Consider the following 20,412-nt stretch of genomic DNA (forward strand, 5'->3'; position numbering starts at 1 on the left):
GGTAGCAGTGGGCCGATCAAAGCCCACTCGTCACCCGACACACCAACCCGCTCACCCAATGCTGCCTCCAAAAGGTAGCCTTGAATCAGCGGTCGAGTCTCAGGTCAAGCTTTGTCCACGAAGCCTAATGCGACGCGAATTGTGACGGATTAGCTAGATAAGAAGCTGTCCCCTATGTCCGCTTTCCACCCCTAATCGGACATTCGCGGTAATCATAACCGGAGCAAAGCTGCCGGCTCGCTTTCAGGCATCCGCAGGGGGAGCCTGAACGTCCCGAATTAGGGCGCATAGCCGACATCTTCTTCGACCTTGAGGAGGACCGGGGCAAGCGGTTTGCACTGTGGTCGTTCCTTCACATGTTCGGGACCGCCCCCGACCTCGATGTGGCGTTCGAGAACGAGGAAGGCCGGGAAGCAGCCCGCAACTTCACGGATCTCCTGGCGGCATCGGAAGACGAAGGCGAAGCCTGATTGGAAGTGCCGGTCACGGCACCTTCAGACCCGCACCCGATATCAATCCGGCTTTCTTCGCGAACAGTCCTGAACCAGGTCAGCTGAGGACAGCAACCCGTTCCTTTCCGGCCGTGTTGGCAGCTTCGCTGCCTGCCCGCACCACCCGTCATGAACAGGTTTCCCTTGGAGATGCGCTCCTGCGGTGCAGTCCTCCCATGCCCTGCTCCTTTCAGATGTTCGCAAGCCGGAGATGGTCTCCGGTTTGAGGAACTGAAGGAACTTTCATCATGACCAATATCGCAATCCTCACCGGCCGCATCGCCCGCGATCCGGAAACCCGCGAGACCAAGGGCGGCACCAACGTCACCGGGATCACCGTCGTCACCGATCGCCCTGCGCGCGACAAGGACGGCAAGACCTACAAGGACGAGAACGGCTACACCGCCAAGGAAAGCGAGTTCCACCGGGTGACCTGCTTCAATGGCCTCGCCAAGACCGTCGGCCTGTACTGCTCCAAAGGCCAGCTGGTAAGTGTCCAGGGCCGCATCCACTACACCCAGTGGGAGGACAAGGACGGGGTCACGCGCTACGGCACCGAGATCCTCGCCGACAAGGTCGACTTCCTCTCCCGCGGCAACGGTTCGAGCGACGAGAACGACAACACCGAAGCTCCCGAGATCGACTGATATCACTCATCATCGATCCCCACTAAAGGGGCGCTGGCCATACCGGACTGCGCCCCTTTCTGCGTTGCTCATACACTCTGACGGGGAGGGGGTCTGGCTCACAGTTTTCCATTCTGATGGCCGAGCAATCGGCGCGTCAAGGATGGCAGGGTCCCACCATTTTGCCTCCCCTTCGGTGCGCTACGGTCCGACAAAATCGTTACCCCTACCACCGCTTCGCGGTCGCCCATGCGGGCAATCCCTGACCCGTCGGCCGCACGCCCATCCGTCCTGCTCCTGCCGTCAACGGCAGACATCATGGGGATACTATGGCTACGCAATTTCAACGCACTTCGGCTTCGGATCGCTACTTTGCCGCGCTGGCTGTTGCCGAGCATCGGGCGCTGCACAGCTTCTTCGATCAACACATCATTGAGGATAAGCGCCTGGGATATTTCGCCCTGGACGAGGGTGACTACAATGCACTTCCGGCGCACCTTGGAGCGCGCGTCGTGCACACCATCCACGGGGCGATATCAGACGAGTTCTGACCGCACGAACAGGGCAGAGACCGGCAACGGTTCCTGCCCTTTTTTGTTGCTCGCCATGGTCGCGTGGTGACCAAATGACAGGTCAAAACATCCGACGCACAATCCATAAACTCAGGCTTCTCTCGGCGCCTAGCTGATATCTGCGACCAAATCCTACCCCGTCCAACGCGTGTTTTCATTTGCCTTCGCTGCAATGACGGCGGAGCCTTAGCTCCTCATGTTGGCTATTTGGTCCCCATTCCAGAACAAACAGGAAAGGTTCTGCCCCTCAAACGCATCAAACAGCATAAAGGAATTGGCGCTCATTTGCCGCGCCTCGCTATCTATCCACTTTGAAAACATACCGATTTTTCCGCAGGTCATTCGGGGGCTTTACCTGGTCACTGACGCGTACTTGAGAATGGGCTTGACCCAGCACACCGTACCCCGCGAATACGGGACGTAAACCATTATAAATTTTTATGAAATCCAGTTTGGGCGGAATCAACCCGTCTGCGAGTAGAGCGGGTTTGCGCTGAGCCGCAGACAACTCATTTCGGGACAAGGCTCTGAAATGACGATTGAAATTCGCCAGTCTCCGCGAGTTGTCTGCGATCCATACAATTCGCCCGCGTCGCGTCGCCAAGCCGCCGTGGCTCAAACTGTAACTTCTAACTGAAACTAATGCTTCGAAGCGGCTCAGTCGGAGAAAAAGCGGTCAGCTAGCGCTTCATGCAGGTGCATCCGGCAGGTAGGACCCGCAAAAATCTGGACTGCCAGCCAAGCAGAGTTTGCCGGATTGCGAGACTTTCAGGTCACATCTTCGCAGGGCCAGCCACACCCCATGTTTTCCATACTCATTCCATACGAGAGGAATTGAGTTCTGCTAAGTCATTGAAATAATGGCGCACCCGACAGGATTCGAACCTGTGACCTCTGCCTTCGGAGGGCAGCGCTCTATCCAGCTGAGCTACGGGTGCTTCGCAGGGGCGTTTAGCAAAGGGGCGTGCGGCTTGCCAGCCTATAAAGTGACCGGTCCGGTAATTGCCCCGGCGCGACAGGTTTGGTGGGGTTCGTTAGCACATTTGTAAGTTCATCGACGGTACAACGCTCGCCATGAACGCCATGACGCATAGTTTCGCCCGATCGGATGCTCTTGCTGCAACCGGCCCCGCGTCGGGTCCGACGCTTTCTCCTGCACCCGCGCCCCTGCCGGTTCGCTGGGCGGCCCTGCAGGATGCCGGTGCTGCCGTGGCAGGGCTTGCCGGGCAGGGGCCTGCCGAGGTCGACACGCGTATCCGCGATTTTCCGGCGCGGCTTCGCGATGCTGCCGAATGGCAACAGGGCCTTGCCGAACAGGGCATCGACGATCTGTCTGCCATCATGCGATCAGGGCTTACTGCCTTGCTTGCAGTAAGTGCGCGAGGGCAGGATCCTTCCGCTGCGGCGCATCGGCTGTGGGCTGAATTCACCGCCGCATGCGACGCCATCCTCATGCTCGTACCCGGCAGCGGAAAGGCCGGACCGAAGCGAACCGCCTGATCCGAATCGCCTGATCCCATCCGGGCGAATGGCCAGGTGAGCGCCGGCCGGATCTTGACCAAGTTCCTGCTATGTTCCAATCAGGGGCATGGTTGATTCGCAGATTCTCGATGCCGCACCAACGCTGCCGCAGCTGGATGCCGCCTCTGTCGCCAGAGGTATTTGCCGTCTTTTTGCGCGCAACGACATCTGGTGCCTGACGGAAATGCCGCTGCGCAACGGCAGGCGGGCCGATCTGATGGGCATCGATCCCAAGGGACGGATCATCATCGTCGAGATCAAGGTGAGCCGGTCCGATTTGCTCGGCGATGGCAAATGGCCGGACTATCTCGATTTCTGCGACCGGTTCTATTGGGGCCTTCCGCCCATCATCGACCGTTCGCCTCTGGATAGCGAGGATTACCGCCCCGAATGCTGCGGCGTGATCGTGGCGGATTCATACGATGCGGAAATCGTGCGGCCCGCCCCGTCCCACCCGCTGGCCGCCGGCCGCCGCAGGGTCGAGGTCGAGCGGCTGGCCCGCACCGCCCTGCGTCGCAATCTGGTGGGCGGCGATCCGCATTGTGCGCCATGGGCGCACCGCGAAGACAGCGCCTGACGGGCAAATTCCCCCTACGCCCTTGCCATCGCTGCCGGTTCTGAAATCGCTGTCGTAATTTGACGAATGCGGCCTTAAGATGTTGCCGATGGTCCTTGCCATAATCCTTTCAGCGCTGGCGATGACGGCAATCATCGCCTTGCGCTATCTTGCCGCCAGCGGGCTGTTCGCCATGGCGACCGCGCGTGTGAGGCCGGGGCTTTACGACCGTCTGGCCCCGCAGATCGGGCGCGAGATCCGCTGGTCGCTGATCTCGGCGGCGATTTTCGGCGTTCCGGCGGGGATCGTCGCCTGGGGCTGGCGCGAGCATGGATGGACGCGCGTCTATACCGAATGGGCTGCCTGGCCGCTGTGGTATCTGCCGGTGTCGCTATTCGCCTATCTGTTCCTGCATGACACCTGGTTCTACTGGACGCACCGCTGGATGCACCGGCCCAGCGTGTTTCGCGCCTTGCACGCCGTGCATCATGCCAGCCGCCCGCCGACGGCGTGGGCCGCCATGAGCTTTCACCCCGGCGAGGCGCTGACCGGAGCCGTGGTCATCCCCGTGCTCGTCTTCCTGATCCCCATTCACGTGGCGGTGCTTGGCCTCGTGCTCGCCATCATGACGATCATGGGGGTGACGAACCACATGGGCTGGGAAATGTTTCCCCGCCGCCTTGTTCATTCAAGGTTGGGCGGTTGGTTGATAACCGCCACGCACCATCAACGGCATCACGAGCGTTATACATGCAATTACGGCCTCTATTTCCGGTTCTGGGACCGCCTCTGCAAGACGGACCGGGGGCTGTCGGACAGTTTTGCGCGATGATCGCCTGCGCGGCATGAGCATCGCAAAGGGCACGAAACGGTCTTTCCTGCTGGCAGCGACAGGCGTGATGCTGGGCGGTGCCGCCCGCATCCTGCATCTGCCCGGCAGCGACGTCGTGGTGCGCGTGACCGATCTGCGTTCGCATGACGGTGTGGTCCGCGCCTGCATGACGTCCGATCACAGCACGTTCCCGCGCTGCACGAAGGGCGGCGCCTCCTATCGGACGGTCGCGCCGGCGGAAGGCGATGTGACCCTTACCTTCCACGATGTGCCGCCCGGGCGCTATGCCATTGCCCTGCTTCACGACGAGAACGGCAATGGCAAGGCGGACCGCGCCCTGACGATGATCCCGCGCGAGGGATTCGGATTCTCGCGCGATGCCCCGGTACAGATGGGTCCGCCGAAGTTCGAAGCGGCCGCTTTCCAGGTGCGGCAGCAGGATGTCAGGCAGACGATCCGCATGCGCTACATGCTTTAGGCGTAGATCGCGGCGGTCTTCTGCTCGCCTCCCGCTCGCAGCACATGCACTTAACTTTATGTTTACCATGCTGCTTCAGAACCGGTGATGAAAGCATCACGGGGGCCTTGACGACAGATGGATAATTTGCGCGGACATTTCGGATCGGTCGAATACGATCTTGCCGGAAGCGACAGCGATTACGATCCGGTCGAGGACGATGCGGTGCTCGAACCACCGCCTTCGCCTGTCGGGCAGGACGATCGCCGGATGCAGGTGCGGGCCTATAATTTCTGGGCCGGGCTGCTGGAGGATGCGCCCTACCCCTCCATCAGCAGTCTCGATCCCGACAATCTGCCCGATTTCGGCCCCCACAGCGTCCTGCTGGATTTCAGCACGGGAATCGAAGACCCGGCCGTTCCCTTCCTGGGCGCGAGACTGGCGCTGGAATGCGGGACGGATGGCGAGATCAGCCGCCTGTCCGACGTGCCGAGCCGGTCGCTGCTGAGCCGTATCACCGATCATTACATGCAGATCCTGGCGAATCAGGCCCCCATCGGCTTCGAGGCCGAATTCGTGAACCAGCGCGGATCGACCATCCTGTATCGCGGGATATTGCTGCCGTTTTCCAGCGATAATGACACGATCGATTTTATTTACGGGGTAATCAACTGGAAGGAAATGGCCGACCAGGCGACCACGGACGAATTGCTGCTGGAGATGGACCAGGCGCTGGAAGCGATGCCGGACGCCCCGATGCGCATGGCCGATCCAATTACCGAATGGGCGGACGGTCCCGTCGCCAGCGGGGATGGTGCTATCGCTGAAGGCGGTGAAGATATGCCCGACGAAGCCGCCAGTGCCTTATCGGCGGGCGAGAACGACGGGGATGAGGACGAACCCCATGCCGCCGCCATGCCGCGTCCGCGTTTCGGCAGCCTTGCCCTGACCGGCGACGATGGCTGGAGCGATGAGTATGACGATTACGGCGAGGATGAGGAGGGTGAGGAGGATGGCGGCAACGAAGCCGGCTACGCGTCCCTGCTGTCCTCCATGGGCCAGAGCCATGTGGAAACCGACGGCGATGCGGAAGAGGACAGCGACGCCGTCACCGCGTCGGCTCCAGCCGTTCCGACGGCCTATGAACCGCCCGCTCCCTGTGTGGCTGCGGCACCCAGAACGCCGGTGGATCTTTCGGCAACGCCGGTAATGGAACCGGCCCTTGCAGGCAGTGACGACGATGGCGATCTGCCCGATGCGGAAGACCGCACGGACGACGGCGGCATTCATGATGTGCTCGCCGCCGCCCGCGAACTCGCGCAGGCAGCGCGCAGCACCGAAGACCGCAGCCGCAGCGCGCTCTATGCTGCGGTGGGCCGCGCTTATGACATAAGCCTCGCCGCGGAAGATGCGCCGGGCGATTTTGCCGAACTGATGGAGGAAAACGGCCTCCGGGCGCAGGACCGCGCGCCCATGACGCCGGTGGTGAAACTGGTTTTCGGAGCTGATTACGACAAGACCCGCCTGACCGAATATGCCGCCGTTCTGGGCCATGCCCGCCGCATCGGCATCGCGCGCGGATCGCTGGCCGGTTTCCTGTCGGAAGCGGAAGGCGGGCTGAAGGGCGTCGTTCAGGCCGAGCGGAGGATCCGCCGGGAAGAAGCGGGCCGTCAGGCCGAGCCGGCGAGGCATGTTCGCGACCAGCTGGCCGAGGAACTGCGCCTGATCGAAGGCGCGGATTTCGATACGCTTTCACCCGAAGGCGAGGAATTCGCCGTGGTGATGATCCGCCGCGAGGGCGCAGGGCGGATCGTGTTGCTCGGCGAAATCAGCGACGATGTTCCCCTGATAGAACGGGTGGCCCGCAAGCTGGTCGCCTGAGGCGCCATACAGGTTCCGGCGGCGGCGGGGCTATCCACCCCGGCGCATGCTCGCTAGCAGGCGGTCATGGAATTCCTGCGCCTCCGCCCGATCCGAATTCAACCCTATTTCGGCTATCGCAGCCAGCACCGCCTGATCATTTCCGTTCGCGCGCTGCGTTCGCGGCCAGCGGATTTCGCCGGTAAGGGCCGCTGGCAGGCGCTGCGTACCATGATGGCGCAATTCGCCTCGCCGGAAGTTCCGGAACTTGCCCTGACGCTCGAAATCCGCAGCCCCTCCGGGCGGACGACACGGCACCATGCCCATACCGATGTCGAGGGTTATGCCCATTTCGATCTTGCCCTGACCGGCGCATGGCCGCTGCCGCAGCACACTTCATGGGAAAAAGTCTCGCTCGAATGGGAAAACCGCGAAGGCGTGCAGAAGGTGGATGGCAATGTGCTGGTGCCGGGGTCGGGCGAAAGCCTCGGCATCATCTCCGATATCGACGATACCATCATCGAAACCGGCATCACCGGCGGCTTGCGTTCGGTGCTGCGCAATCTCAACCGGGTCCTGGCGCAATTGCCCGATGACCGGATCGCCGTTCCGGGCGCAGATGTCTTCTACGGCGCGCTTGGCGGCGGGGCAGTGGCGGCGCAAGCACATAGCGAGCCGGGAACGCGCATCGACGCCACGCACCGGCCCTTCTTCTATGTCTCGTCATCGCCGTGGAACCTGTTTTCCTATCTCGTCGCGTTCCAGCGCACGCGCAAGCTGCCGCTTGGCCCGCTGCTGCTGCGCGACTGGGGGCTGGACCGCGAGACATTCGGCAAGAGCAGCCATGGAATGCACAAGCGCGCGGCCATAGACGAGATTCTCGCCACCTATCCCGCCATGCGCTTCGCGCTGATCGGCGACGATACGCAAGGCGATCTGACGGCCTATGGCGCTGTGGTGGCCGATCATCCGGGGCGGATTGCCGCCGTATTTATCCGGACCGCCGGCGAGGCCATGACGGCGGAAGAAGTCGCGGCGGTAACGACGATCAGGGACAGCAGCACGCATCTGTGGCTGGGGAACACCTATGCGATCGGGCAGGACTTTCTTGCCGACGTCGGCCTTGCCCATGACCGCGATGCCGCACAGATCGTCGAGACGATCGAGAAGCAGGGGCCAGCGGGCGGGCAGGCGGAGAGACAGGCTGATGGGCAGGCCGTGAATCGCGCTGCGGAGGCCAGGCGGGCCTGATGGGCCGAACCATACGAAAGGTCGGGTGCATGGGCTGGTTGCCGGGTAGTTTTCTGCTACTTGCGCTGATCTGCGCCGCAATCTGGTTCTGGGCGCTGAACAACCAGTCCGTTGCGACGCTGAATGCACTCGATCGATTGTTTGGGGATGAACGCGTCGAACAGGTCGCCGGACCTGTGGCCTATGGCGACGAGGCGGCGCAGAAATTGCATGTCTATCGCGCATCGGCTTCGGGCGACGGTCCCGAAGCCGGCCTGCAGCCGGTGCTGATTTTCATTCACGGCGGCAGCTGGCAATTCGGCGACCCCGCGGATTATGCTTTCGTGGCGCGGAGCTTTGCGCCGGAAGGCTTCATCGTCGTCAATACCGGCTACCGCCTCGGCGAGAACGGCCGGTTTCCGGCAATGCTGCAAGACAGCGCCGCCGCCTTGCGCTGGGTGCACGATAATATCGCGCGCTTCGGCGGAGACCCGCGGCGCATCTATCTGATGGGCCATTCGGCGGGTGCCTATAATGCGGCGATGCTGGGGCTGGACCCGCAATGGCTGGCGGCGGAGGGACTGCGAATTGATATTCTTCGGGGCGTGATCGGGCTGGCCGGTCCCTATGATTTCTACCCCTTCGACAGTGATCCGACCCGCGCTGCCTTCGGCTCCGCCCCCGACCCGCTGGCGACGCAGCCCGTCCGCTTCGCCCGGGCCGATGCCCCGCCCATGCTGCTGGCGACTGGCGGCGCCGACACGACGGTGAAGCCGCGCAACACTCATGCGCTGGCTACCGCCCTCAGCGCCGCAGGGCTCCCGACCCAAGCGGTCGTGTTTGGCGGCATGACCCATTCGGGTATCATCATGGCGCTCGCCCGCCCGTTCGACCGCGATGGGAAGGTCAGGGGCCGCATCCTGCGCTTCATCGAGCGAACGAGGGCGGAGGCAGGGGCGAAGATGGAGACGGGCACCTCCGGCACCGGTGCAGCCGAATAGTCGCTTTCAGTTCCGGTTCAGCGGCAAGCGCGTTACCGTCGGGGAATATGCGAAATCCCGCCCCCATGCCTGCCGCCTTCCTGGCCCGGCTGATCGCCATTGCCGCTGCATTCGCGCTGCTGGCCCAGCCGGCCGCGGCCCAGTCGATCCTGCGCGATGCGGAGACAGAGGCGCTGCTGAACGACATGGCCGCCCCGCTGATCGAAGCCGCCGGCCTTGCGCCGGGCAATGTTTCCATCGTCCTCGTCAACGACCCCTCGATCAACGCTTTCGTATCGAGCGGACAGGCGGTCTATCTGCACAGCGGGCTGATCGATGCCGCCGATACGGCCAACGAAGTGCAGGGCGTCATCGCGCATGAACTGGGCCATATCACCGGCGGGCACGTCATTCGCGGCGGCGAGGCCGTGGGCGTGGCCACGAACATATCGCTGGTTTCCATGCTGCTGGGCGTGGCGGCGGCGGTGGCAGGCGCCGGCGATGCCGCCATGGGCGTCATCATGGCGGGCCAGCAGGCGGCGATGGGCAAGTTCCTCGCCTTTACCCGGGTGCAGGAATCCAGCGCCGATGCCGCCGGAGCAGCCTATCTGTCCAAGGCGGGCATTTCGGGACGCGGTTCGCTCGCCTTTTTCGGCAAATTGCAGAACCAGGAATTCCGCTATGGCTACAGCCAGAAGGACGAAGCCACCTTCGGGCGCACCCACCCGCTTTCCGGCGATCGTATCGCGACCTTACGCGAAGATTACATCGCCGATCCCGCCTGGGACAAGCAGGACGACGCGGCATTGCAGACCCGATTCGAACGGGTGAAGGCGAAACTGTCCGGCTATCTGGCGCGGCCCGAACGCACCCTGCGCGATTTTCCCGACAGCATGACCGGCGTTCCGGCACGCTATGCCCGCGCCTATGCCTATCACAAGAATGCGATGATCCCGCAGGCATTGGCCGAAACCGATGCGCTGCTGGCGATGGACCCGACCGACCCCTATTTTCTCGAACTGAAGGGGCAGGTGCTGCTCGAATCGGGCCAGCCGGACGAGGCGCTGGAGCCGCTGCGGAAGGCCGCGGCCATGACCAATAACGAACCGCTGATCGCAGCGGTTTTCGGCCATGCCCTGATCGCGACCGAGGACAAGAGTAATTTCGAGGAAGCCGAAGGCGTGCTGCGTGCTGCCGTGGCCCGCGACCGGCTGAATCCCTTCGCCTGGTATCAGCTGGGCGTCGTCTATGCCGCCCGTGGCGATATGGCGCGGGCAAGGCTCGCCAGCGCGGAACAGCAGGTGATGAGCCGCCAGTACGAAACCGCGCTGCGGAGCGCACAGGCCGCGGAGGCGGGATTGCCGCAGGGGTCGCCGGATTGGCTGCGCGCCCAGGATATTGCGATGCAGGCGCGCGCCATGCTGGAGCAGGACGGCAGGAATCGCTAGGGGCGGGCGCATGAAACGGAAATTCGGAATCTGGATCGTGGCTGCACTGCTCGGCATTCTGGGGGGCTTCGCCGGGGCGGCGCTCTGGTCGGCCACGGGCATGGCGCATGGCGAAACGCGGGCCTATCTGGTGGCCAACCCCGATATTTTGCCGGAAATGGCCGACGCCTTCGAACGGCAGCGTGACGAAAACCGGCTTGCCGATGTTGCGCAGGATGTGAAGGCGCCGTTTGAAGGAGCGGTGCTGGGCAACCCGAATGGTTCGGTAACCCTTGTCGAATTCACCGATTACGCCTGCGGCTACTGCCGCGCCAGCGCCGAGGATGTGCAGGCCTTGATCGCCGACAACCCCGACCTGCGGGTGGTGGTGCGGGAATGGCCCATCTTCGAAGGCAGCGACGCTGCGGCGCGCATGGCCCTCGCAGCGGCCAGGCAGGGCCGGTATGCGGCTTTTCACGATGCCCTGTTCGTAGCGGGCAGCCCGACGGGATCCAACATCGCCGCCGCAGCACGGCAGGCAGGCCTCGACATGGACCGCGCGCGCGCTTTTGCCGGCTCCGATGCCGCCCAATTCGAACTGACGAAGAACATGGCGCTCGCCCGGCGACTCGGCTTCACCGGCACGCCGAGCTGGGTCGTCGGCGATGAAGTCATCGAAGGCGCGGTCGGTCAGGAAGCGCTCGCCGCCGCCATCGCCCGGGCTGCAGCCAGCTGATGCGAGGTCCGATTGCCGCCTGCCTGCTGACCTTTGCGCCGCTGCTGGCAGCCGCTGCCCCCGCTCAGGCTGCTACCAGCGGCGAGCTTGCAACGACCCGCGCCGCGCTCGCTGCTTTGCAGGCGGACGATCTGCGGCTGCAATCGGTGGGCTGGCGGCTCGCCACCGGCAATGCGCGCTTCTGCCGCGATGCGCCTCCTGCCATCGGGCTGCTGATGCAGGACATGGCCGGTTACGGCCGCCCCGATGCGATCCGCAGTGCTGCCGGTATCGAGGGCGATATCGCGGTGCAGGCCAGTGCGGCGGGTTCGCCCGCCGATCTGGCGGGATTGACGGCCAATACCGAGATTATCGCGATCGGCGACATTCCGGTAACCGACCTTCCCCCGGCGAAATCCGGAAATTGGCAGCGGCTGCTTACGCTGAATGGCTGGCTGGGCAACGCATTGAACGAAGGCCCGGCCAGGCTTACCCTGCTGGAAAACGGCACCGCCGTCACCCGCGAGATCGCCGGCATCCCAGCCTGCCGCAGTCGCTTCGAATTGCTCGATGATGGCGGCCGCGCTGCCGCCGATGGCGACCGCGTGGTGATCGGGCGCAAATTTGCCGGAATCGAATATGCCGAACAGGAATTCGCCGCCGCCGTTGCCCATGAACTGGCGCATAATGTCCTGTATCACCGCGTCTGGCTGGAAGAAAACGGGCGCAAACGCCGCAATATCCGCCTGACCGAGCGCGAGGCGGACCGGCTGATGCCGTGGCTGCTGGCGAATGCCGGCTATGACCCCGCCGCCGCCGCCGGTTTCATGCGGCGCTGGGGCCCCCGTCACGATGGCGGGCTGTTCCGCGCCCGTAGCCATGATGGCTGGGACGAACGCGTCGAGTTCATCGAGGCCGAACTGCCCGCGATCCGCGCCGCCATGGCAAGAGACGGCCAGGCCGATTGGTCGACGCTGTTCAGGCGCGGCATTCCGGGTCCGCGCTAGGCGTCGGCGTAAAGCGACTTCAGCGGCTTCGCCATGACGCGCCGGACCATCGGCTCGAAGAACTCCAGCCGTTCGCTCTCGTAATCGGGATCGAAGGCGGACTGGTCGTATTTCTCGCAAAATTCCGCGCAGGCGTCGAAATGCGGATGGCCGCGAAACTGGTCCCGCACATCCTTGTCCATGCCCAGATGGTGGAAATAATAATAGCCCTGGAATGCGCCGTGGTTCTGGCAGATCCAGTGTTCTTCCTCGGTCACGAAGGGTTTGACGATGCTGGCCGCCACTTCCGGGTGGTTGAAGGTGCCCAGCGTGTCGCCGATATCGTGCAGCAACGCCATCACCACATAGGTTTCGCCCCGCCCGTCGCGATGGGCGCGGGTGGCGGTCTGCAGCGAATGTTCCAGGCGGCAGATCGGAAACCCGCCGAAATCACCCTCCAGCAGGGTAAGATGCTTCAGCACCCGGTCGGGCAGGCCGCGGGCGAATTCGCGAAAATTGCCGCCGATCAGCGCCCAGTCCTCGGCGGTGCCTTCCTTCATCTCGCGAAACCTGGCGCGCTCCGCCATGCCGTGCCGCGTCTGTTCCTTGACTTCCATCGTCGCTCTCCTCGGCGCCGAACCTATCCCATAAGCGGTGACCGGACAAATAATCTGACGCAAATGCCGCTAATTCGGCTAGGGGAAGCGATATGGCCGTCCTGCCCGCCCTGCCGTTTCAGCCCTCGCCCTTCTTCGCGGACAAGAACCGGGCGTTCTGGAACCTGCAATTCGCCGGCTGGGGCGGGGCGATGCTGCTGCGCGCGATGTCGGCCCTGGCCGGGCAGCAGGATTTCGATTTCCTGATCCTGGTGGTGATCGCGACCGTGACCGGCTTCTCCATCAGCCTGATCCTGTCGGTCATCTATCGCCAGCTCATCAACCGCAGGCCGCTGGTGACATGGGGCGTCACGGCTGCCGCGCTGGCCGCCGCCGTGGCGCTCTACGCCTTTGTCGATGGCTGGGTGCTGTCCCTGTACCGGCCCGACAACACCACTCCGCTGGTGCAGCGGCTGCTTGGCTATTTCTATCTCGACCTGACCCTGCTGGGGGCATGGTCGGCGCTGTATTACGCCATAAACTACTTCCTGCAGGTGGAGGAACAGGCCGACCGGCTGGAGCGGCTGGAGGCGCAGGCGACCAGTGCGCAGCTGGCCATGCTGCGCTATCAGCTGAACCCGCACTTCCTGTTCAACACCCTCAATTCCATCAGCACGCTGGTACTGCTGAAACAGACTGCGCCCGCCAATGCGATGCTGACGCGGCTGTCGTCCTTTCTGCGGCATACGCTGATCGCGCAGCCCGGCGGCAAGGTAACGCTGGCGCAGGAGGTCGACACGCTGAAGCTGTATCTTGATATCGAACTCATGCGTTTCGAGGAACGGCTGCGCACCGAATTCCGCATTGCGGAAGATGCCAGCATCGCCTGCCTCCCCTCCATGCTGCTGCAGCCGCTGGTGGAAAACGCGATCAAATATGCGGTATCGGTGCAGGAGGAAGGCGCCCGCATCACCGTTGCCGCGCAGGTGCTGGGGCAGCGCCTGCGGCTGACGGTTTCCGATACCGGGCCCGGTGCGGATAATGCCGGCCTCGATCCTGCGGCTCAGCTTTCCCCCCCGCCTGAGCGACCCGGTTCGACCGGCGTGGGGCTTGCCAACATTCGCGATCGGCTGGCACAGGCTTATGGTGACGATCACCGTTTCGAAATCCGCTCTCCCCGCGACAAGGGGTTCACCGTCGTGATCGAAATTCCCTATGAGCCGGAGGACCGTCCGGAGAAGCTGCCCTTCGCTTCACCTGCCAGACAGGATCCGGCCTTCAAACCCGACGCTTCTGACCAACACGCGCCCGCCGGGCGCCCTATCGGAACAGAGACATGACTATTCGCACAATCATCGTCGATGACGAGAAACTCGCCATTCAGGGTCTGCAATTGCGGCTGGAGGCCTTCGAGGATGTCGAGATCATCGAAACCTGCTCCAACGGGCGGGAAGCCATCCGCAAGATCAAGACGGAAAAGCCCGACCTCGTCTTCCTCGATATCCAGATGCCCGGCTTCGACGGGTTTTCCGTGGTCAAGGGCGTGATGGAGATCGAACCGCCGCTGTTCGTTTTCGTCACCGCCTATCAGGAACACGCCATCCGCGCCTTCGAGGCGAATGCGGTCAATTACCTGATGAAGCCGGTGGACGAGGACAAGCTGGCCGATACGCTGGAGCGCGTCCGCATCCGCCTGAACGAGAAACGCAGCGCCGAAGAGGCGGAGAAGCTGAAGAACGTGCTGTCCGAAGTGGCGCCCGGCGCGGCCGAGGAATATGCCGAGGGCGAGGGCGAAAGCGCCGACCGCTTTGAAAAGCTCATCAATATCAAGGATCGCGGCCAGATCTTCCGCGTCGAGGTCGAGTCGATCGAACATATCGAGGCTGCCGGCGATTACATGTGCATCTATACCGGCGACAATTCGCTGATCCTGCGCGAAACGATGAAGGATCTGGAACGCAGGCTAGACCCGCGCAGGTTCCAGCGCGTGCACAGGTCGACCATCGTCAATCTGAACCAGGTGCGGCAGGTGAAACCGCATACGAACGGCGAATGTTTCCTGGTCCTCGATTCCGGGGCCGAGGTGAAAGTCTCGCGGTCCTATCGCGATGTCGTGGCGCGCTTCGTTCACTGACGCCGCAGCCTCCCGCGCTACCCCGACCTTGTCCCTGCCACCGGAGATTACCGCCTTGTCCTTCACCCTTGCCGGATTCGATCTGGACGATTTCATAGACCGGACGCTGGCAGAAGATCTGGGTGAAGGGGTAGAGGGCGGCGGGCGGGACGTGACGGCGGAAAGCGTGATACCGGCGGATGCGCGCTTCTCTGGCGTGATGGACAGCCGTGATGCGATCGTCATTGCCGGCCTGCCGCTGGCGGCGGCGTTCTTCCGCCGGCTGGACCCTGCCGCGCGAATCGACATGCTGGTGCGGGACGGTGACAAGATCGCGGCAGGCAGCGATCTGATGCGGATCACCGGCAATGCCCGCGCCCTGCTGACCGCCGAACGCAGCGCGCTCAACACCGTGCAGCACCTGTCGGGCATAGCGACGATGACTCGCGCCTATGTCGCGGCGATGCGGGCTGGCGGCGCTGCCGACACGGTGCTGCTCGACACGCGCAAGACTCTTCCCGGCCTGCGGCGGCTGGAAAAATATGCGACCCGCACGGGCGGTGCGCAGAATCACCGCATGGGGCTGTGGGACGCGGCGATGATCAAGGACAACCACGTCGCGGTTGCCGGCAGCGTGCACGAGGCCGTGCGCCGGGCACGTGAAGCGGGGGTGCGCGACATCATCTGCGAGGTGGACAGGACCGAACAGATCGAACCGGCCCTGGCCGCCGGTGCCAGCCATATCCTGCTCGACAACATGGACGCCGCTACCCTGCGGGATGCCGTCGCGCTGATCGGCGGGCGCGCGAAGACGGAAGCGTCAGGCGGCATCGATCTCGGCACCATCGCTGCCAAGGCTGCGACCGGAGTGGATTATATATCGGTCGGGCGCCTGACCCAGAGCGCGCCTGCCGCAGATATCGGCCTTGATTTCACACCGCTCTGATCCGCTGTGGCACCGCGCTTGCGACTCGCCGCAAAGGCGGCCAGTATCGAGGCCAGGTCGCTTGATTGACGTGCAGGAGGCGCGAATGACCGGCAGACCCCGTTCGATCCTGATTTTCGAAAGATTGTTCCTGGCCTCGATGATCGGGAGCCTCATCGGTTTCGTCCTGTCCTATGGTGCCATTGCGGATGCGATTGCGGCGGAACGCGACCTCGTCAGGATCGGCATCAGCCCCGCTTCGGCGGTCGCCTTCTTCGTTGTCACCACCGCCATCTGGTTGCTGTTGTACTGGCTGGTGGCACACCGGGCCAGCAATGCCGCGAAATGGGTGCTGACCGTGCTGACAGGCCTTGGACTGCTGATGATCCCGACCACATTGGCATCCGAAGCGAATTTCGCGATGTTCTTCTCGCTGATGGTCACGGCCCTGGGTGTCGGCGCGGTGCTGTTCCTGTTCCGTCCGGATGCACGCGAATGGCTGCAAGGGCGTTCGTCACCCGGCGAATCCGACGCTTTCTGACGTAACCCGCTGACGCAACCCGATCAGCGGCGGGCGCGGAAAAAATCGCGGAGCATCGCGGCGGATCGCCCTTCTTCTATTCCGGCATAGATGTCCGGCCGGTGCAGGCAATTGGGCGCGGCGAACACCCGTGCGCCATGTTCGATGGCGCCGCCCTTGGCATCGGCCGCACCGTAATACAGCCTGGCCAGACGCGCATGGACGATGGCACCTGCGCACATCGCGCAGGGTTCGAGCGTGACCCACAATGCGCAGCCGTCCAGCCTTTCCGACCCACAGGCGAGCGCCGCCTGGCGAATCGCCACGATTTCCGCATGCAGGCTGGGATCACGCATTTCGCGGGTGCGATTGCGGCCCTCACCCAAGATCTGCCCGCGGCGGGTGATGACGGCACCCACCGGAACCTCGCCGGCAGCTGCGGCTTCTGTCGCCAGCGCGATGGCGCGCAACATGAAAGGGGCCGGAAAGGGCGAAGGCTGCATCATCGCCGCCCTGCTCCTGTCCGGCCCCCGGAAAATTCGATCTGCCCGCCGTTCAGAGCCGCGGGCACAGCGGGATCACTCGCCCGGATCGGTGACCGGCACGCCTTCGGCGTCGTCCTGATTGATCTCGACGTCCATGGTCGGAACTTCGATGGTTTCGGTTCCGGTCGTCACGTCCACATCGGCAGGCTCGACGTCATATTCGGGAAGGTTGCCCCCTTCGATTTCCGGCAGGCTGCCTTCTTCGGTCTGGTCCACGTCACAGGCGGCAAGCGAAAGTGCGAGGCCGGTGGCGGCGAGGATCGCAAAAGATTTTTTCATGTGAACACCCTCTTTTTGGTTCAGGCGACGGAATATAGCCGATGCGCGTTCTTGGCAATTGCCTTCGTGTGCGCTGTTCCGGCAGCGGCCTGATCGCGATGCGGGCTTGAGGGTCCTTGACGGGCGGGTCGGCAGGCGGTAAGCGGCCCCCTTCCCGGATATATCCGGCAAACATTCATCATGTAAGAGATTGATCATGTCGCGCATCTGCGAACTGACCGGCAAGGGCCGCCAGGTAGGCAACAATGTCAGCCACGCCAACAACAAGACCAAGCGGGTGTTCCTGCCCAATCTGCAGAACGTCACGCTGCTGAGCGAGATGCTGGACCGCGGCTTCAAGTTCCGCGTGTCGACGAATGGTCTGCGCTCGGTCGAACATAATGGCGGCCTCGACAACTGGCTGCTGAAGACCAAGGACGAGAAGCTCAGCGCCCGTGCCCTCAGGGTGAAGCGCGATCTCAAGAAGGCGAAGAAATTCGCCGATGCCGAGCAGAAAGCTGCCGCCTGAGGCCAGCCTGACCGCGCGGTTCGCCGCCTGGTCGAATCGGTAACGGTCGAGGGCGCGTGACCCGGTCGCGCGCCTTTCGTGCTGTATCACTCACGCAGCCGATCGGCCTGGCACCTGCCATAACAGCCGCAGCAGAAGCGTTCTCTGCCACAGGCCGCCATTGTCGTCCGAGATCAGCCAGATCGCGACCTGTCCGCCTGATAGTTCCTCGATTCCCATCCCCTCGTAATTGTCCGTCGGCAGGTCACCTGTGATGGCGGCGATGGTCCTGCCCCGCCAGGTTGCACCCGGCCTGATCGCATCGGGATCGGCCAGCACCAGCTTCGTCTCGAATCCGGGCGGCAGGCGCGGAACGAGCCTGCGCGTGAGGATCAGCACCCGCCCATCCGGAAGCTGCGCGATATCGACAGGGCGAAAACCATCGGGCGGGGCAAAGCGGAAGCGCAGGGGTTCGGTGCCGCGCACCGGGTCTGCGTCGAAGAGCAACGCCGGGGTCTTGTCCGCAAACCAGCTCCTTGATGCCTCGGCAATGGCGATGAACCGCCCATCGGCAAGCCGCACCAACGATTCCGGCCCGGCGTTCGACGGCCAATCGGCCATGGCGGCGGGCCGTCTGCTGCGAAGCAGGCGCAAGTCGGCGTCGAGCGCAAGGATGGCGTTGCGCGATTCGTAAGCGGCCCAGATCCTGCCCGATGCGGCGTCGCGTGTGAGCGCCTCCAGATCCGACAGGCTCTTGCTGGTGTCATCATCGTCGAAGATGCGCCGCAAAACGGGCTTATTCCCGCGCAGTTCATCGTCCAGTCCGAAGTCCAGCAAGGCACCGCGATCGCTTGCCGCCAGGAAGCGCCCGGCGGGCAGCAGCAGCAGCGCACTGTAACTGCCGAACTGGCTGTTGGGGCTGGTCAATTGCCACGCCGCGTCCAGCAGAGGAGCATTCGTCGCCCGCGCCGCACCCTCGGTTCCACTCAGGCGGACACGCGCTACATCCAGATTGCGGATGGTCAGTTGCTGCGAAAAATCCCGTGGCGGCGGCACGCTCCGCAGCCAAGTGCCGGGAGCCAGCCCTGCCGCCACCAGCCCCAGCATCGCGAGCCGCAGCAGGCGGCCCTTCACCCGCTCGCCTATGGCATCGGCCCCGTAAACAGCAGCGGGTCGAGCCGGGCATCGCGCCATTTCAGGCTCCAGTGCAGGTGCGGCCCAGTGGCCCGCCCGCTTGAGCCGATAGTGCCGACATACTGGCCCTGCTTCACGCGGTCACCGTGCCGGACCGCTATGTCGGACATATGCAGGAACGCGCTGTTCAGCCCCATGCCGTGGTCGATGATGAGCAGGTAACCTTCCAGCGAGAACGGCTCGTCCGTGGCCAACGTCACGATCCCGTCTGCCGGGGCGACGAAGGGCGTTCCCGATTCGCCGGTCGCGATGTCGATGCCCGAATGATAGCTTCCGGGTTCGCCGCGATAGATCCGCTGGCTGCCGAACCGGCCGGAGATGCGGCCCGTCACCGGCCAGACGAAATCCTGCCGCCAGCCATCGCTCGGCGCATCGACCGCGCGTGCAGCGACGATCTGCGCCAGTTCGGGGCGGCGCATACGGAGGAAGCTTTCGCTGGCCCGGCCGGCGCGGCGGGCGATATTCACCCGCTCGATGTCCCAGTCGCGCGGCGCGATGGTGAGCGAGCGTTCGATGGTCCGCCCGCCCGCCAGCGTGGCGACGAGCATCGCTGTCCGCTCGCTATCCCGGTCGAAAGCCGCGAAAAACCGCCCTTCTTCATCCAGAATCACGTCCTGACCGTCGAGCCGAACGGATATTGCGCCGCCCGGTGCCTGGCCCCGGAGCCATCCGCCCTGCTCCAGTTCGCCGTCGAGAACGAATGTCTCCGGCCTTGCGGGCGGGGTGGGCACCGTCAGGCGAACAGCGGGCGCGGGCGGGCGCGCGATCGCCGGCGGCGTGGCTGCATCGTTCAAGGCGGTATTTGCAGGCACCTGCCCTGCCGGAACGACGCTGCATGCCGTCAGAGCCACGGTGACCGGGATGAGAAATGCCGCCCGCAGGGCGGCTTTGCGCCCGCTCACGCCGGTTCCGTCAGTCGCCGCGTGGCAATTTGGGCGCTGGCATAGGGCTCCTGCCGTTCCACGCTCCAGTAGCGTAATTCGTCCAGCGGGATCGGTTCGCCGGTGACGGCGCAGAGCACGAATCGCCCTGGCTGCATCACGCGGAAATCGTTGGGACCGAAGGCGAGTTTGGCAGGTTCGTTGCCCGATGACATCAACATGGTCTGCTCCTTAGCAAAGCCGCGTCATCCGAACAAATCATCCTGCGCGGATGCGGGCGCGGATTTGACATTTTTCGCCTTGCGCGGCGGCGGAGTCGATCCGACTCGACCCTGCGGCACCACCGCCAGGATGCCATCGGCGAATTTCACCGACAGCAGCGGCTGCGCAGCCCCTAAGGCGCGCGATCGGACCAGATGGCCTTCGGCATCCTTCACCAGCACGAAACCGCGCTGCAAAGGCGCTTCGGGATCAAGCGAGTCGTAAAGCCGCGCAAGCGCATCGAAACGCTGCCGTTCGCTGGCGAGGCGGCGCTGTGGGAGGGCGGGCACCAGACGTGCCGCCGCCAGCCGGTCGCGCGCACCGCTCCACCGCGCCCGCAGCAGCGGTGCGGTGGCGG

24 protein-coding genes and 1 tRNA gene are annotated in these 20,412 nt (G+C 63.8%); 17 read left to right on the forward strand and 8 right to left on the reverse strand.

Features of this window, described 5'->3' with window-relative positions; translation table 11 throughout:
- The first annotated feature begins 739 nt into the window (after positions 1-739).
- Complete coding sequence (locus HG250_RS04615; RefSeq protein WP_170003174.1) at positions 740-1,138, forward strand: single-stranded DNA-binding protein; 399 nt, start codon at positions 740-742, stop codon at positions 1,136-1,138.
- Between the two features lie 308 nt (positions 1,139-1,446).
- On the forward strand, positions 1,447-1,668 hold the full coding sequence (locus HG250_RS04620) for a hypothetical protein (protein ID WP_170003176.1): 222 nt from the start codon (positions 1,447-1,449) through the stop codon (positions 1,666-1,668).
- A gap of 882 nt (positions 1,669-2,550) precedes the next feature.
- Here HG250_RS04620 and HG250_RS04625 read toward each other — a convergent pair.
- A tRNA-Arg gene (locus tag HG250_RS04625) sits at positions 2,551-2,627 on the reverse strand.
- A gap of 136 nt (positions 2,628-2,763) precedes the next feature.
- Here HG250_RS04625 and HG250_RS04630 point away from each other — a divergent pair.
- The 10 genes from HG250_RS04630 (at position 2,764) to HG250_RS04675 (ending at position 12,274) form a co-directional block, all read left to right on the forward strand.
- On the forward strand, positions 2,764-3,189 hold the full coding sequence (locus HG250_RS04630; protein WP_170003178.1) for a hypothetical protein: 426 nt from the start codon (positions 2,764-2,766) through the stop codon (positions 3,187-3,189).
- 88 nt (positions 3,190-3,277) lie between these two features.
- Positions 3,278-3,787 (forward strand): MmcB family DNA repair protein, encoded by a 510-nt coding sequence (locus HG250_RS04635; RefSeq protein WP_170003180.1) that lies wholly within the window; start codon positions 3,278-3,280, stop codon positions 3,785-3,787.
- Positions 3,788-3,875: 88 nt separating this feature from the next.
- Positions 3,876-4,598, forward strand: a complete 723-nt coding sequence (locus tag HG250_RS04640) for a sterol desaturase family protein (RefSeq protein WP_170003210.1) — start codon at positions 3,876-3,878, stop codon at positions 4,596-4,598.
- Between the two features lie 13 nt (positions 4,599-4,611).
- The gene (locus HG250_RS04645) at positions 4,612-5,076 is read left to right on the forward strand and encodes a DUF2141 domain-containing protein (RefSeq protein ID WP_240956920.1); all 465 of its coding nucleotides are present in this window, start codon (positions 4,612-4,614) and stop codon (positions 5,074-5,076) included.
- A gap of 117 nt (positions 5,077-5,193) precedes the next feature.
- Positions 5,194-6,936: a PAS domain-containing protein gene (locus HG250_RS04650; RefSeq protein WP_170003182.1), complete on the forward strand. Its 1,743-nt coding sequence runs from the start codon at positions 5,194-5,196 to the stop codon at positions 6,934-6,936.
- Positions 6,937-7,002: 66 nt separating this feature from the next.
- Positions 7,003-8,166 carry a phosphatase domain-containing protein gene (locus tag HG250_RS04655; protein WP_170003184.1) on the forward strand — a complete coding sequence of 388 codons (1,164 nt, stop codon included), beginning with the start codon at positions 7,003-7,005 and terminating at the stop codon, positions 8,164-8,166.
- A 29-nt stretch (positions 8,167-8,195) separates the two neighbouring features.
- The gene (locus HG250_RS04660) at positions 8,196-9,146 is read left to right on the forward strand and encodes an alpha/beta hydrolase (RefSeq protein ID WP_170003186.1); all 951 of its coding nucleotides are present in this window, start codon (positions 8,196-8,198) and stop codon (positions 9,144-9,146) included.
- A gap of 65 nt (positions 9,147-9,211) precedes the next feature.
- Positions 9,212-10,573 (forward strand): M48 family metalloprotease, encoded by a 1,362-nt coding sequence (locus tag HG250_RS04665; RefSeq protein ID WP_170003188.1) that lies wholly within the window; start codon positions 9,212-9,214, stop codon positions 10,571-10,573.
- A gap of 10 nt (positions 10,574-10,583) precedes the next feature.
- Positions 10,584-11,288: a DsbA family protein gene (locus HG250_RS04670; protein ID WP_170003190.1), complete on the forward strand. Its 705-nt coding sequence runs from the start codon at positions 10,584-10,586 to the stop codon at positions 11,286-11,288.
- Positions 11,288-12,274, forward strand: a complete 987-nt coding sequence (locus tag HG250_RS04675) for a M48 family metalloprotease (protein ID WP_170003192.1) — start codon at positions 11,288-11,290, stop codon at positions 12,272-12,274. Before HG250_RS04670 ends, HG250_RS04675 begins: the two co-directional genes overlap by 1 nt.
- On the opposite strand, the gene HG250_RS04680 is transcribed toward HG250_RS04675, so the two are convergent.
- Positions 12,271-12,870 carry an HD domain-containing protein gene (locus HG250_RS04680; RefSeq protein ID WP_240956921.1) on the reverse strand — a complete coding sequence of 200 codons (600 nt, stop codon included), beginning with the start codon at positions 12,868-12,870 and terminating at the stop codon, positions 12,271-12,273. The genes HG250_RS04675 and HG250_RS04680 overlap by 4 nt on opposite strands.
- Before the next feature lie 101 nt (positions 12,871-12,971).
- On the opposite strand from HG250_RS04680, the gene HG250_RS04685 reads away from it, so the two are divergent.
- The 4 genes from HG250_RS04685 to HG250_RS04700 all read left to right on the forward strand — a co-directional run bounded on the left by HG250_RS04685 (position 12,972) and on the right by HG250_RS04700 (position 16,428).
- Positions 12,972-14,189 (forward strand): sensor histidine kinase, encoded by a 1,218-nt coding sequence (locus HG250_RS04685; RefSeq protein ID WP_170003215.1) that lies wholly within the window; start codon positions 12,972-12,974, stop codon positions 14,187-14,189.
- Positions 14,186-14,983: a LytR/AlgR family response regulator transcription factor gene (locus tag HG250_RS04690; protein WP_170003194.1), complete on the forward strand. Its 798-nt coding sequence runs from the start codon at positions 14,186-14,188 to the stop codon at positions 14,981-14,983. Before HG250_RS04685 ends, HG250_RS04690 begins: the two co-directional genes overlap by 4 nt.
- A gap of 55 nt (positions 14,984-15,038) precedes the next feature.
- Positions 15,039-15,908: a carboxylating nicotinate-nucleotide diphosphorylase gene (nadC, locus tag HG250_RS04695; RefSeq protein ID WP_240956922.1), complete on the forward strand. Its 870-nt coding sequence runs from the start codon at positions 15,039-15,041 to the stop codon at positions 15,906-15,908.
- An 85-nt stretch (positions 15,909-15,993) separates the two neighbouring features.
- Entirely contained in the window at positions 15,994-16,428 is a 435-nt protein-coding gene (locus HG250_RS04700; protein WP_170003198.1) for a hypothetical protein, read from the forward strand.
- A gap of 23 nt (positions 16,429-16,451) precedes the next feature.
- Here HG250_RS04700 and HG250_RS04705 read toward each other — a convergent pair whose 3' ends face one another.
- Complete coding sequence (locus HG250_RS04705) at positions 16,452-16,913, reverse strand: nucleoside deaminase (RefSeq protein WP_170003200.1); 462 nt, start codon at positions 16,911-16,913, stop codon at positions 16,452-16,454.
- Between the two features lie 72 nt (positions 16,914-16,985).
- Complete coding sequence (locus HG250_RS04710; RefSeq protein WP_170003202.1) at positions 16,986-17,231, reverse strand: hypothetical protein; 246 nt, start codon at positions 17,229-17,231, stop codon at positions 16,986-16,988.
- A gap of 196 nt (positions 17,232-17,427) precedes the next feature.
- Here HG250_RS04710 and rpmB point away from each other — a divergent pair, with 196 nt between their 5' ends.
- The gene (gene rpmB, locus HG250_RS04715; protein WP_170003204.1) at positions 17,428-17,739 is read left to right on the forward strand and encodes a 50S ribosomal protein L28; all 312 of its coding nucleotides are present in this window, start codon (positions 17,428-17,430) and stop codon (positions 17,737-17,739) included.
- Positions 17,740-17,829: 90 nt separating this feature from the next.
- Here rpmB and HG250_RS04720 read toward each other — a convergent pair whose 3' ends face one another.
- The 4 genes from HG250_RS04720 to HG250_RS04735 all read right to left on the reverse strand — a co-directional run.
- Positions 17,830-18,912 (reverse strand): esterase-like activity of phytase family protein, encoded by a 1,083-nt coding sequence (locus tag HG250_RS04720; RefSeq protein WP_170003206.1) that lies wholly within the window; start codon positions 18,910-18,912, stop codon positions 17,830-17,832.
- Complete coding sequence (locus HG250_RS04725) at positions 18,861-19,814, reverse strand: M23 family metallopeptidase (RefSeq protein WP_420821308.1); 954 nt, start codon at positions 19,812-19,814, stop codon at positions 18,861-18,863. Before HG250_RS04725 ends, HG250_RS04720 begins: the two co-directional genes overlap by 52 nt.
- A complete protein-coding gene (locus HG250_RS04730; RefSeq protein ID WP_170003208.1) occupies positions 19,811-20,014 on the reverse strand; it encodes a DUF2093 domain-containing protein in 204 nt (67 codons plus the stop codon). Before HG250_RS04730 ends, HG250_RS04725 begins: the two co-directional genes overlap by 4 nt.
- A gap of 24 nt (positions 20,015-20,038) precedes the next feature.
- Positions 20,039-20,412: exodeoxyribonuclease VII large subunit (locus HG250_RS04735; RefSeq protein ID WP_277348066.1), on the reverse strand; the 374-nt coding region annotated here is incomplete at its 5' end.

It is taken from the genome of Pseudopontixanthobacter vadosimaris (genome assembly GCF_012979275.1).
GTDB classification, from domain to species: Bacteria; Pseudomonadota; Alphaproteobacteria; order Sphingomonadales; family Sphingomonadaceae; genus Pseudopontixanthobacter; species Pseudopontixanthobacter vadosimaris.

Bases quoted from the DNA above. Each gene is read 5' to 3' on its own strand.
- HG250_RS04615 (WP_170003174.1), top strand. From the start codon at position 740: ATGACCAATATCGCAATCCTCACCGGCCGCATCGCCCGCGATCCGGAA.
- HG250_RS04620 (WP_170003176.1), top strand. From the start codon at position 1,447: ATGGCTACGCAATTTCAACGCACTTCGGCTTCGGATCGCTACTTTGCC.
- HG250_RS04630 (WP_170003178.1), top strand. From the start codon at position 2,764: ATGAACGCCATGACGCATAGTTTCGCCCGATCGGATGCTCTTGCTGCA.
- HG250_RS04635 (WP_170003180.1), top strand. From the start codon at position 3,278: ATGGTTGATTCGCAGATTCTCGATGCCGCACCAACGCTGCCGCAGCTG.
- HG250_RS04640 (WP_170003210.1), top strand. From the start codon at position 3,876: ATGGTCCTTGCCATAATCCTTTCAGCGCTGGCGATGACGGCAATCATC.
- HG250_RS04645 (WP_240956920.1), top strand. From the start codon at position 4,612: ATGAGCATCGCAAAGGGCACGAAACGGTCTTTCCTGCTGGCAGCGACA.
- HG250_RS04650 (WP_170003182.1), top strand. From the start codon at position 5,194: ATGGATAATTTGCGCGGACATTTCGGATCGGTCGAATACGATCTTGCC.
- HG250_RS04655 (WP_170003184.1), top strand. From the start codon at position 7,003: ATGGAATTCCTGCGCCTCCGCCCGATCCGAATTCAACCCTATTTCGGC.
- HG250_RS04660 (WP_170003186.1), top strand. From the start codon at position 8,196: ATGGGCTGGTTGCCGGGTAGTTTTCTGCTACTTGCGCTGATCTGCGCC.
- HG250_RS04665 (WP_170003188.1), top strand. From the start codon at position 9,212: ATGCCTGCCGCCTTCCTGGCCCGGCTGATCGCCATTGCCGCTGCATTC.
- HG250_RS04670 (WP_170003190.1), top strand. From the start codon at position 10,584: ATGAAACGGAAATTCGGAATCTGGATCGTGGCTGCACTGCTCGGCATT.
- HG250_RS04675 (WP_170003192.1), top strand. From the start codon at position 11,288: ATGCGAGGTCCGATTGCCGCCTGCCTGCTGACCTTTGCGCCGCTGCTG.
- HG250_RS04680 (WP_240956921.1), bottom strand. From the start codon at position 12,870: ATGGAAGTCAAGGAACAGACGCGGCACGGCATGGCGGAGCGCGCCAGG.
- HG250_RS04690 (WP_170003194.1), top strand. From the start codon at position 14,186: ATGACTATTCGCACAATCATCGTCGATGACGAGAAACTCGCCATTCAG.
- HG250_RS04700 (WP_170003198.1), top strand. From the start codon at position 15,994: ATGACCGGCAGACCCCGTTCGATCCTGATTTTCGAAAGATTGTTCCTG.
- HG250_RS04705 (WP_170003200.1), bottom strand. From the start codon at position 16,913: ATGATGCAGCCTTCGCCCTTTCCGGCCCCTTTCATGTTGCGCGCCATC.
- HG250_RS04710 (WP_170003202.1), bottom strand. From the start codon at position 17,231: ATGAAAAAATCTTTTGCGATCCTCGCCGCCACCGGCCTCGCACTTTCG.
- rpmB (WP_170003204.1), top strand. From the start codon at position 17,428: ATGTCGCGCATCTGCGAACTGACCGGCAAGGGCCGCCAGGTAGGCAAC.
- HG250_RS04720 (WP_170003206.1), bottom strand. From the start codon at position 18,912: ATGGCGCGATGCCCGGCTCGACCCGCTGCTGTTTACGGGGCCGATGCC.
- HG250_RS04730 (WP_170003208.1), bottom strand. From the start codon at position 20,014: ATGTTGATGTCATCGGGCAACGAACCTGCCAAACTCGCCTTCGGTCCC.